At 66.2% G+C, this 10,450-nt stretch carries 10 protein-coding genes; all 10 read right to left on the bottom strand.

Annotation, left to right across the window (positions count from 1 at the left end):
* Positions 1–23 precede the first annotated feature (23 nt).
* Entirely contained in the window at positions 24–1,403 is a 1,380-nt protein-coding gene (gene murD, locus RMO25_RS08165) for a UDP-N-acetylmuramoyl-L-alanine--D-glutamate ligase (protein WP_309662109.1), read from the bottom strand.
* Positions 1,400–2,470, bottom strand: coding sequence for a phospho-N-acetylmuramoyl-pentapeptide-transferase (mraY, locus tag RMO25_RS08160; RefSeq protein ID WP_309662108.1), 1,071 nt, complete (start codon positions 2,468–2,470; stop codon positions 1,400–1,402). Before mraY ends, murD begins: the two co-directional genes overlap by 4 nt.
* On the bottom strand, positions 2,458–3,846 hold the full coding sequence (gene murF / locus RMO25_RS08155; protein WP_309662107.1) for a UDP-N-acetylmuramoyl-tripeptide--D-alanyl-D-alanine ligase: 1,389 nt from the start codon (positions 3,844–3,846) through the stop codon (positions 2,458–2,460). Before murF ends, mraY begins: the two co-directional genes overlap by 13 nt.
* Positions 3,843–5,273: a UDP-N-acetylmuramoyl-L-alanyl-D-glutamate--2,6-diaminopimelate ligase gene (locus RMO25_RS08150; RefSeq protein WP_309662106.1), complete on the bottom strand. Its 1,431-nt coding sequence runs from the start codon at positions 5,271–5,273 to the stop codon at positions 3,843–3,845. Before RMO25_RS08150 ends, murF begins: the two co-directional genes overlap by 4 nt.
* Positions 5,274–7,001, bottom strand: a complete 1,728-nt coding sequence (locus RMO25_RS08145; RefSeq protein ID WP_309662105.1) for a penicillin-binding protein 2 — start codon at positions 6,999–7,001, stop codon at positions 5,274–5,276.
* Entirely contained in the window at positions 6,998–7,624 is a 627-nt protein-coding gene (locus RMO25_RS08140) for a hypothetical protein (RefSeq protein WP_309662104.1), read from the bottom strand. Before RMO25_RS08140 ends, RMO25_RS08145 begins: the two co-directional genes overlap by 4 nt.
* Positions 7,621–8,607 carry a 16S rRNA (cytosine(1402)-N(4))-methyltransferase RsmH gene (rsmH, locus tag RMO25_RS08135; RefSeq protein ID WP_309662103.1) on the bottom strand — a complete coding sequence of 329 codons (987 nt, stop codon included), beginning with the start codon at positions 8,605–8,607 and terminating at the stop codon, positions 7,621–7,623. The genes RMO25_RS08140 and rsmH overlap by 4 nt, the downstream gene beginning before the upstream one ends.
* Positions 8,604–9,095, bottom strand: coding sequence for a hypothetical protein (locus RMO25_RS08130; RefSeq protein WP_309662102.1), 492 nt, complete (start codon positions 9,093–9,095; stop codon positions 8,604–8,606). The genes rsmH and RMO25_RS08130 overlap by 4 nt, the downstream gene beginning before the upstream one ends.
* Before the next feature lie 302 nt (positions 9,096–9,397).
* Complete coding sequence (locus RMO25_RS08125; protein WP_309662101.1) at positions 9,398–10,165, bottom strand: hypothetical protein; 768 nt, start codon at positions 10,163–10,165, stop codon at positions 9,398–9,400.
* Positions 10,162–10,347, bottom strand: a complete 186-nt coding sequence (locus tag RMO25_RS08120) for a hypothetical protein (protein ID WP_309662100.1) — start codon at positions 10,345–10,347, stop codon at positions 10,162–10,164. The genes RMO25_RS08125 and RMO25_RS08120 overlap by 4 nt, the downstream gene beginning before the upstream one ends.
* Positions 10,348–10,450 lie beyond the last annotated feature (103 nt).

The following is a 10,450-nucleotide window of genomic DNA, read 5'->3' as shown; positions in this document are numbered from 1 at the left end:
GATGCGGCTGGAGATGCTCGTGCTCATAACGCCTCCACAACTGCGCGGAACTGGTCGCCGCGCTCTTCGAAATCCTTGAACTGGTGGAAGCTGGCGCAGGCCGGCGACAGCAGGACCGTGTCCCCACTCTCGGCGTCATGTGCGGCGGCCTTGACCGCTTCGCCAAGCTCGCGACAATTTTTCACCGGCATGTGCGGTTTCAGGATGCGCTCGAACAACTCCGCCGCCGCGCCGATCGTGTAGGCCGAGCGGACGTGGCCGAAATGCGGCGCGCATTCGTCGAGATTGTCGGTCTTGGCCTGCCCGCCCAAAATCCAGCGGATCGCCGGAAAAGCGGCGAGCGCCGGCGCGGTTGACGCGGGGTTGGTCGCCTTGCTGTCGTTGATGAACGTGACGCCGTCCTTCTCGCGGATGCGCTCCATGCGGTGGGGGAGACCGGGGTAGGTGCGGAGGCCCTCTTGAATTTGCTCGTCGCTGCAGCCGAGCGCCTGACAGGCACTCCAAGCCGCTTCCACGTTTTGCGCATTGTGAGGTCCCTGCAGCGTTGGCCAGTCAACTTGTCCCTCAAGCGGGTATTTAGCTTCGAAGGTCAGCAAGGGACTCGTTGCGGTAAACCCTGTTCCAAATTGAAGCTCTGTTGCGTCGTCGATGATTCCCAGATGCTCCGGTGCTTTCATTTGAAACAGCCGCGCCTTCGATGCCGCATAAGCCTCGAAGCTGTCGTAGCGATCGAGGTGGTCGGGGGTGATGTTGAGCAGCACCGCGACGTCGCAATCGAGGGTCTGCGTCAGGTCGAGCTGGTAGCTCGACAGCTCGAGCACATAGACCCCGCCTTCGGGGAGCGGGTCCTGGGCCAAAATCGGCAGGCCGATATTGCCGCCCATCGCGCTCGGCACCCCCGCGGTTTGCAGGATGTGGTGGACCAGCGCGGTGGTGGTCGACTTGCCGTTGGTGCCCGTGATGCCGACCACCTTGTGCGGCGGCAGCTCGGGGCGGGCGCGGGCGAACAATTCCACGTCGCCGATGATCTCGACCCCGGCGTCGCGGGCGCGGGCGGCGATCGGGTGGCGGTTGAGGGGGAGGCCGGGAGTGACGACGATGGAGTCGAAATGGGAGAGGTCGGCGGCGTCGAGATCGGCGATGGTCAGAGTCTCCTCCCCTGGATTTCCAGGGGAGGTGGCAGGCCGCAGGCCTGACGGAGGGGCCCCTCCACCATCCTTCGGATGGTCCCCCTCCCCTCGCAATCGAGGGGAGGAGACAAGAGCGTCGCGCGCATCCTCGTTCGCATCCCACGCCGTCACCTTGGCCCCGCTGGCCAGCAGCGCCTCGACCGTCGCCAGCCCCGAGCGCGCCAGCCCGTAGACCGCATAATGCTTGCCGGCGAACGCGCGCGCCGTGATCACCGCAGCTTCAGCGTCGAAAGCCCGGCCATCGCCAGCACGAAGCTGACGATCCAGAAGCGGATGACGACGGTCGGCTCGGACCAGCCCAAATGCTCGAAATGGTGGTGGATCGGGGCCATCAGGAAAACGCGCTTGCCGGTGCGTTTGTAGACCGCGACCTGGATCACCACCGACAGTGCCTCGAGGACGAACAGTCCGCCGATGATGACCAGCACGAACTCATGGTGCGCGGCGACGGCGATCGCGCCCAGCGCGCCGCCCAAAGCCAGGCTGCCGGTATCGCCCATAAACACCGCGGCCGGCGGCGCGTTGAACCACAGGAACGCGAGGCCCGCGCCAACGATTGCCATGCACAGCACGGTCAGATCGCCAACGCCGAGGATGTGCGGGATGCCAAGGTAATTGGCGAACTTGGCGTTGCCGACCAGATAGGCGATCAGCAGAAAGGCCATCGAGGCGATGATCACCGGCATCGTCGCCAGCCCGTCGAGCCCGTCGGTCAAATTGACCGCATTGCCGAACGAAACGATCACAAAGGCGCCGAACGCGATGTAGAACCAGCCGAGTTCGATCACCGGTCCCTGGACGAACGGCAAATAGAGGTTGGTGTTGCCGGTGCGGACGATCAGCCAGGTCGCGAAGCCGGCGATCAGGAATTCCAGCGCCAACCGCATCTTGCCCGACAGGCCGGCGTGATGGGCTTTCCGGAGCTTGTCATAATCGTCGAGGAAGCCGATCAGCCCGAAGCCGCCGGTGACCAGCAGGCACGCCCAGACATAGGGGTTGGCAAGGTCCATCCACAGCAAGGTCGAGACCGCGACCGAGACCAGGATCAGCAGCCCGCCCATGGTTGGCGTGCCACGCTTGGCGAGGTGGCTTTGCGGGCCGTCGGCGCGGATCGGCTGGCCCTTGCCTTGCCGCGTCCTAAGGTAGGAGATGAACCATGGGCCGAGGATCAGCCCGATCCGTAGCGCGGTGAAACTGGCCGCGCCGGCGCGGAAGCTGATGTAGCGGATGAGGTTGAGCGCGCCCGGGAATCCAAGGTGCTCGGCGATCAGGTAGAGCATGGTTGCAACCCCCCTGCCACTTGCTCGACCAGCCTCGCAAGCCCCACCGAATTGGATGCCTTGACCAGCACCGCGTCGCCCGGGCGGACCAAGTGCAGCAGCAGGGCAATGGCGTCGTCGACGGTTGCGGCGCGTTCGACTTCGACCTCGCCAGTGACGGCGTCGGCCAGCGGATTCATCTCTTCGCCGATCAGGATCAGCCGCGCGACACCCGCCTCGATGACCGCCGGAGCGAGCCCGGCATGGAGCGCGTCGCTGTGGGACCCAAGTTCGCGCATCGGGCCGAGCACCGCGATCCGCCGCACCGGGCCGATCTCCGACCCGAGGCTTTTCAAGGTTGCCGCCATCGACGCCGGATTGGCGTTGTAACTTTCGTCGATCAGCAGCAGCTCACCGCCATTTAATGGGATGTGGTGGCGCTCGCCGCGGCCAGTCAACGCACCCATGTCGCCGAGCGCCAGGCCCGCCACCGCGACGTCGCCGCCAACCGCCTCGATCACCGCCAGCGCCCCCAGAGCGTTGGTCACCCAATGGTCGCCGCGCTGCGAAACGGTGAAGGTCAGGGCGCTGTCGAGCAAAGAAGCGGTGATCAGGCTGCCGCCGCCGGTCGATCGCACCGCGTGCACCGCGTGGACGTCGGCATCGCCGCCGCCGAAGGTGATGATGTGCTCGGCGGTGCGGCGCGCGGCCTTGACCAGCCGGTCGCGGTGCGGTCCGTCGTTGGGGACGATCGCCACGCCGTCCGCTTCCAGCCCCTGGAAAATTTCACCCTTGGCGTCAGCGATCGCTTCCTCCGACCCCAAGGTCTCGATGTGCGCCGGGGCAATCGCGGTAATCAGTGCCACGTGCGGGCGCACCATCCGCGTCAGCGCGGCGATCTCCCCGGCGTTGCTCATGCCGAGTTCCAGCACGGCATATTCGGCGTCGCGCGGCATCCGCGCCAGGCTCAGTGGCACGCCGGTGTGATTGTTATAGCTTTTGACCGAGCGATGGACGCGGCCCGGCCGCCAGCGGTCGAGCGCGGCGAAAATCGCCTCCTTGGTGCTGGTCTTGCCGACCGAGCCGGTGACCGCGATAATTTTTGCCGCCGACCGTGCGCGCGACGCCCGGCCAAGGTCTGCGAGCGCCCGCGCGACATCCTCGACCAGGACATGCGGCGCGGCGATGGTTTGCGAGACGATGAAGCCCGCCGCGCCCGCCGCAATCGCGCCGGCGACGAACTGGTGGCCGTCATGGGCAGTGCCGGGCATGGCGACGAACAGGTCGCCGGGCTGCACCTCGCGGCTGTCGAACGTAACTCCGGTGACTACAAAGTCGCCGTGCACGGAGCCGCCAGTCGCCTCGGCGATTTCGGCGCTGGTCCACAACACGTTCACGCCGCGCACTCGCGGGCGACGACGACATCGTCGAACGGCAGCACGCGCTGGTTGGCCCCGGCGCCGATGATCTGGCCTTGTTCGTGGCCCTTGCCGGCGACCAGCACGATGTCGCCCGCCCGGGCGATTGTGATCGCTTCGGCGATGGCGTCCCGGCGACCGGCGATTTCTGTCGCGCCCGGTGCCCCGGCGAGGATTTCGGCACGAATTTTCGCCGGGTCCTCGCCGCGCGGATTATCGTCGGTGACGATGACCACGTCGGCCAGGCGCGACGCCACCGCGCCCATTTCTGGTCGCTTGCCAGAATCACGGTCGCCGCCAGCGCCGAAAACGATGATCAAACGGCCTTCGACATGGGGCCGCAACGCCGTGATCGCTGCTTCGAGAGCATCGCCGGTGTGAGCGTAGTCGACGTATACGGGAACGCCGCCGCGGCTGATCACCGCCCGCTCGAGCCGGCCGCGCACCGGCGATACGCGTTGCATCGCCGCGAAAGTGGCGTCGAAATCCGTCCCTGTCGCCATCACCAGGCCGGCCGAAACCAGCACGTTGGCGGCCTGGTAGGCGCCGATCAGTGGCAGCCCGAGGCGGTGCGTCTTGCCGGCGTGGTCCAGCGTCACCGTCTGGCCGAGCGGTGTCGGCAGCTGGTCGAGCAGCCGGATGGTCTCGCCGTTACGGCCGACGGTCATCAGCCTCGATCCGCGGCGGCGGACGCGCTCGATGACGTCGTCAGACTTGGGATCGTCGGTCCACACCACCGCCGTGCCGTCGGGCCCGAGCAGCTCATCGAACAGCCGCATCTTGGCGAGGAAATACGTGTCCATGTCGGCATGGTAATCGAGATGGTCGCGGGAGAAATTGGTGAACGCCGCCGCGGCCAGCGGCACGCCCTCGGCGCGGTGCTGGTCGAGCCCGTGGCTGGATGCTTCGTAGGCGAGGTGGCTGATGCCCATCCGCTCCAACCCGGCGACGTTCGACAGGAAGGTGACGATGTCGGGCGTCGTCAGCCCGGTCTTGACCTGGTCGTCGGCGGTGGTCACCCCCAGCGTGCCGATCGACGCCGAGCGGTGGCCGCCCAGGCGCCACATCTGGCGGGTCAGTTCGACGGTCGACGTCTTGCCGTTGGTGCCGGTGACCGCGACCGCGACCTCGGGATAAGGCGCGAAGAATTTCGCCGCCAGGCTGGCAAACAAGCGGCGCGGCTCGGGGTCGGCGAGGTGCGGCACTTTCTCGACCGTGGCATCGGGCCGGGCGACGACCGCTACCGCGCCGCGCGTCACGGCTTCGGGAATGAAATCCTCGCCATTGAACCGAGCGCCTTTGAATGCGCCGAACACACTGCCCCGGGCGACCTGCCGATGGTCGATCGCAAAGCCCGTGACTTCGGAATCGCTATCGACGCCGGCAAGCTCGCGAAGGCGGACCATTTAATGTTCGGTTTCGTGAACGAAGGGCAGCACTTCGGCCATGTTCGGCTCGCGGCTCTTATCGGGACGGACGCCGAGCATCGGCGCGATTCGGCTGACCGCAAGCGAGAAGGCTGGGCCGATATTCCACGCGGCTGTGTGGAAGCCGAAGGTCGCCGCGGTCGGCTTGGGATCGTCGAGCATCATCACCATCACATAGCGTGGCTCGTCCATCGGGAACACACCCGCGAAGCTCGTGACCACCGCCGCGCTGCTGTACCGTCCGCCGATCAGTTTCTCGGCCGTTCCCGTCTTGCCACCAACGCGATAACCCGGCGCATCGGCGCGCTTGCCGGTCCCCTGCATCACGACCAGCCGCAGCAGCGCGCGCATCTTGTAGCTGGTCTGTTCGGTGAACACTCGATGACCCTGGGCAGCGGGGTGGGTCGGGCCGACCTTGAGCAACGTCGCCGGACGATAGATGCCGCCGTTGAACAACGTCGCATAGCCGCTCGCCAGATGCAGCGGAGTGACCGCGATGCCATGGCCGAAGCCGACCGTCATCGTTTCGAACGGCCCCCAGCGCGATCCCGGGGTCAGCGTCCGGCCGCGCTCGCGCAGTTCGATCGCCACCGGAGACAGGAAACCCATTTTGCCGAGGAACGCCTTTTGCCGCGTCGCGCCGACCTGGTCGGCGATCTGGGCGGTGCCGATGTTGGAGCTTTCCTTCATGATTTCGGCCACCGAACAGGGCCGGCCATAAGGGTGCGTGTCGTGCACGATATGGCCGTAGACATGGAGTTCCTGGGGGCAGTTATACATCTGCCCGAATGACCGGATGATGCCCGAATCCATGGCCATCGCGACGGTGAACGGCTTGAACGTCGACCCCATTTCGTAAACGCCGAGCGTCGCCCGATTGAAGCGCGCTTCCGGCGAGCCGTTGCCGGCATCGTTGAGATTGAGTTGCGGCAGCGACGTCATTGCCAGCACTTCGCCGGTGTTGACGTCCATCACGACCCCGGCCGCGCCGATCGCCGAATAGGTCGTCATCGCCTCGAGCAGTTCGTGTTCGAGCGCCTGCTGGATGCGGCTTGAAATCGACAGGGTCAACGGGTCGCCACGGGTCGCGGCGGCCGACAATCGCTGGTCGAAGGAGCGCTCCATGCCGGCGACGCCGTGCCCATCGACATCGGTGTAGCCGATGACATGGGCGGCCAGGCTGGTCTGCGGGTAAAGCCGATCGGGCTCACGGTCGATCGCCAGGCCCGGTTCCCCCAGCGCGTTGACGGCCTCGACCAGTTCGGGGGACGCGCGGCGCCGCAGGTAAAAGAACGGCTTGCCCGACGTCAGCATGGCGAAATAGGCCGCTTCGTCATGTTCCGGCATCAGCCGCGCAAGCTCGCGCGCGATCTGCAATTTGTCACCGATGATCTTGCCCGGGTGAACCGCGATGGTCCACGCATCGATGGTCCGCGCCAAAGGCTGACCCTCGCGGTCGACAATGTCGCCACGTTCGGGAATCAGCGCGGTTACCCCGACCTTGCGCCCGGCGTGATCGCCGAACGCCGCGAGGAACAGGATCCGCGCGACGATCAGGGCAATCACTCCGGCGTACACCAGCATTCCAAGCATCAGCCGCTGGTGCATTACGGCCAGGATTTGACGCCGCTGGCCGACGAGCCTTAGCCGCTCTGGGCGGAGCCGCTCGGGCCGTTGGGCGACGAGGGCGGGCGTCGGCGCGTTCATTGCTTCCGGCCAGTGTCCTTGGCGTTGGCATGAGTGGCGGCGGTGGAATGGGCAACGGATTTGGCCGGCTGCGGCGCGAGCGGGTCGGCCAAAGCGAGCTTGATTGTTTGTGGCTTGGCGGCGGCCAACGACGGTGCCGGCGCTACCAGCTTGGGCAATTCGACCCGGGCTTGGTCGGTCGGGATCTCACGCTTCAGGCTCGCCATGTGCAGCATCTGGCTGGCCGAAACGCCAACGTCGGGATCCTGCTGGGCGCCTTCGATTTGCGGTTTTGGGCCATTGGCCGGCGCCGAGGCCAGCACCACCGGCGCCTGGGGATCGACCTGGTGTTGCGGCGCGACCATCCGGGCGAGGGCAAAGCCGCCGTCGAGGAATTGGTCGGCGGACGGCGCCGACAAGGCCAGCACTTTGACGTTCCAACGCTCGAGCTGGGCCAGCCGGCCACGCGTGCCAATCTCGGTCTGCAGCAAGCGGATGTCGCGCTGCGTAAGCACGATCCGGGTTTCGACGCCCTCGAGCGCGGCGCGCTCCGAAGCGACACGCAGCGACACCAGATAACAGCCAAGCGCGGCGCCGGCGCAGCTGGCGACCATGAATACCGACCGGAAGCTTCCGACGCTCATTGCACAGGCTCCTTGCCATTCTGCCCTTTGCCGACCTGCCACGCGACGGCACCGGTCCGGACTGCACTGCGCAGGCGGGCCGAGCGGGCGCGGGGATTGAAGGCCATTTCGCGCTCGGACGGGGTGACCGGTTTGGCGACGTGCTCGAATGTCGGTTGGGGCGGATCGACCAGCGCCGGGCGATGGCGCGATCCGGCCGGGGTGGCGCCGCTGCGGGTCCGCAGGAAGCGCTTGACGATCCGGTCCTCGAGACTGTGAAAGGTCACCACCGCCAGCCGGCCGCCGGGTTTCAGCGCCCGTTCGGCGGCGGCGAGGCCTTCTTCCAGTTCGTCGAGCTCGGCGTTCAAATGAATCCGGATCGCCTGGAAGGTGCGGGTCGCGGGGTCGGTCCGCTGGCCAGGACGGAAACCGGCGGCGCGGCTCACGATCGATGCCAGCTCGGCGGTCCGCTCGACTGGCCGGGCGGCGGCGATGGCGCGAGCGATCGACCGGGCGCGGGGTTCTTCGCCATAATCCTTGAGGACCCGCGCGATTTCAGCTTCGTCGGCCTGGTTCAAGAATTCAGCGGCGGTCAGCCCAGATTTCGACATCCGCATGTCGAGTGGACCGTCGGCCTGGAAGGAAAAGCCGCGGTCCGCTTGGTCCAATTGCATCGACGACACGCCGATATCGAGCGCGATGGCATCGACGAGGCCGATGCCGCGTTCCGCCAGCACCCGGTCCATCTGCGAGAAGCGGTCTTCGACCAGGGTCAAATTGGCGTCGGGAACGAGTGACGACCCTTGCGCAATCGCGTCCGGATCGCGGTCGAAGCCGATCACTCGCCCCGCCCCCGCCGCAAGCATGGCGCGCGTGTAGCCGCCTGCCCCGAAAGTCCCGTCGACCAGGGTCTCGCCGCGGGCAATGGCAAGGGCCTGGACAACTTCATCGACCAATACCGGCAGGTGCCGAGGAATCGGGTGACCGGAGGAGGTGCGCGTCATGCGCCGATCCCCCTCTCCTCAAGCCGGTAGCGGGCGATGTCTTTCATGTCCTCGGGGATGCGGGCATCCTTGAGGAACAGCGCCGGGTTCCAGATCTGGAAGGTTTCGCCGACGCCGAGGAACAGCGCGAGGTCGTCGAGTTCGCCCTTGCGGCGCATCATCGGGGGCAGGACGATGCGGCCGGAGCTGTCGTAGGGCACTTCCTCGGTGGCGGCGAACGCCATCAAATTGCGTTGCTGATATTCGAGCTGGGCGTCGGCGCTGGTCTCTTCTTTCTCGAGCAATCGTTCCAGCTTGCTGTGCTTCAGGCCGGCGTAGGCGGGGTCGTAGGCGCTGAGGCAAGGGAAGGATTCATGCTTGGCCAGGACGATGCTCTTGGCATCGCCGCGCCGCTCGATGACACTGCGCAGGAAGGCGGGAACGGAGACGCGGCCCTTGCCGTCGACTGCGTTCAGCGCGTTGCCCTGAAACAGATGCTCAAGCGCCACGACCACTCCCCGTTCGCAGCGCAAAGGGACCCGCTCACGGAAGCACGGACAAACCGGCTCCCGCGTCAGGGTCGATTGGGTTGGGTAATCCCCCCGCGCTACAGACGATGTTGGTAACTCAACCCCGTGCGGGATACAATGGGTTTTGATGCCACTACATGGGAATTCATGGAAAGAGGCGGATTAGCGCGGCTTTTTGAACTCAATTCTTGGGGATGTTCCTCAATTGTTCTTGCGCATCTCCGGTGTGGATAAGTCTGTGCAGGGCCAATCCGGCAACGACTCGGATGGTCCGGGCCGAATCAGCGCTCGAGCGCCGCAAGCTCGGCGAGCAGTGCCTTGAGATTGGTACCGGCTGGGTCGTCAAGATGGTCGACATCGAGGAAATCCGCGTCGGCGACGATCGTCGCTTTGCCCTTACCTATATGGCAGTGCGCGACCAGCCGGTCGTCGCTAATCGCGCATCGGCCGAAGAGCAAACCAGGCGAATTGGTGAGCATGTCTTGGCCGCCGAGCTGGCGTGGTTGCAGTCCGCGCTTATCCGGAGCGTCCAATCGCAGCCCCCAATGCTGCAGCAGCCCGGTATCGGCGAACGCCGGCGGCGGCCGCAGCGGGTCGCCTAGCGGCCGGATGCTCGGCCATTCGAGCATCGGGTCGGCGAGCAGCAAGAGCCGCCCCCCGCCCCGCACCCAGCGGTCAAGATCGACCAGCGCCTCGGCCGGCTGGGCGCGCGGGTGCGCCATCAGCAGCAATCGGCGATGACCGAGCGTCCGTGCATCGGTGATCCCGATCGGCTCCACGCGGTAGCGCATCGCCAGCGCCACCAGCGCCGGCGATCCGCCACCGTCGAGCCCGAAAGTCTCGGCGAACACCAACGGCAGGCTCGACAGCAGCATCAGCGTTGGCTTGGCGGCAATCGCATTGGCGACCGGCGGCGCTGCGGCCCGTCGATCCGTAACAAAGACCAGCGCCGCAACCGCGATCAGGCCTGCGCCGAGCAAGGCCACCGCCCGCGTGCGGAACCCCGCCCGCGTGCGGAACCCCGCCCGCGGCGCGGGTTCGCCGGTCACTTGCTATCGCTGCTGTTGTTCGCCTGGCCGGCCCCCGGTGCAACCCCGAGCTCGGCCAGAGGCTCATTGGGTTCAGCATTCATCGCCGCATTCTGGGCGTTCGCGGCGCGGTCGTCGCTCCCCGACCGGCTGATCACCGAGCCCAATAGGACGAGCAGGAACGCAAAGGCCAGGCCAGTCAATCCGATGCGTATTCGTTGGGCGCTGGAGCCGGCATTCTGTACCATTGCGAAACGAAAGCTATGAGCCAGCCTTAGAATATGCAAGCCGCCCACCTTGACGGAA

The sequence above is a fragment of the Sphingomonas sp. genome (assembly GCF_031361285.1).
In the GTDB taxonomy this organism is placed as follows: domain Bacteria; phylum Pseudomonadota; class Alphaproteobacteria; order Sphingomonadales; family Sphingomonadaceae; genus Sphingomicrobium.
This window is presented reverse-complemented; position numbering and strand designations above follow the sequence as displayed.

Bases quoted from the DNA above. Each gene is read 5' to 3' on its own strand.
- mraY (WP_309662108.1), bottom strand. From the start codon at position 2,470: ATGCTCTACCTGATCGCCGAGCACCTTGGATTCCCGGGCGCGCTCAAC.
- RMO25_RS08150 (WP_309662106.1), bottom strand. From the start codon at position 5,273: ATGGTCCGCCTTCGCGAGCTTGCCGGCGTCGATAGCGATTCCGAAGTC.
- RMO25_RS08145 (WP_309662105.1), bottom strand. From the start codon at position 7,001: ATGAACGCGCCGACGCCCGCCCTCGTCGCCCAACGGCCCGAGCGGCTC.
- RMO25_RS08140 (WP_309662104.1), bottom strand. From the start codon at position 7,624: ATGAGCGTCGGAAGCTTCCGGTCGGTATTCATGGTCGCCAGCTGCGCC.
- rsmH (WP_309662103.1), bottom strand. From the start codon at position 8,607: ATGACGCGCACCTCCTCCGGTCACCCGATTCCTCGGCACCTGCCGGTA.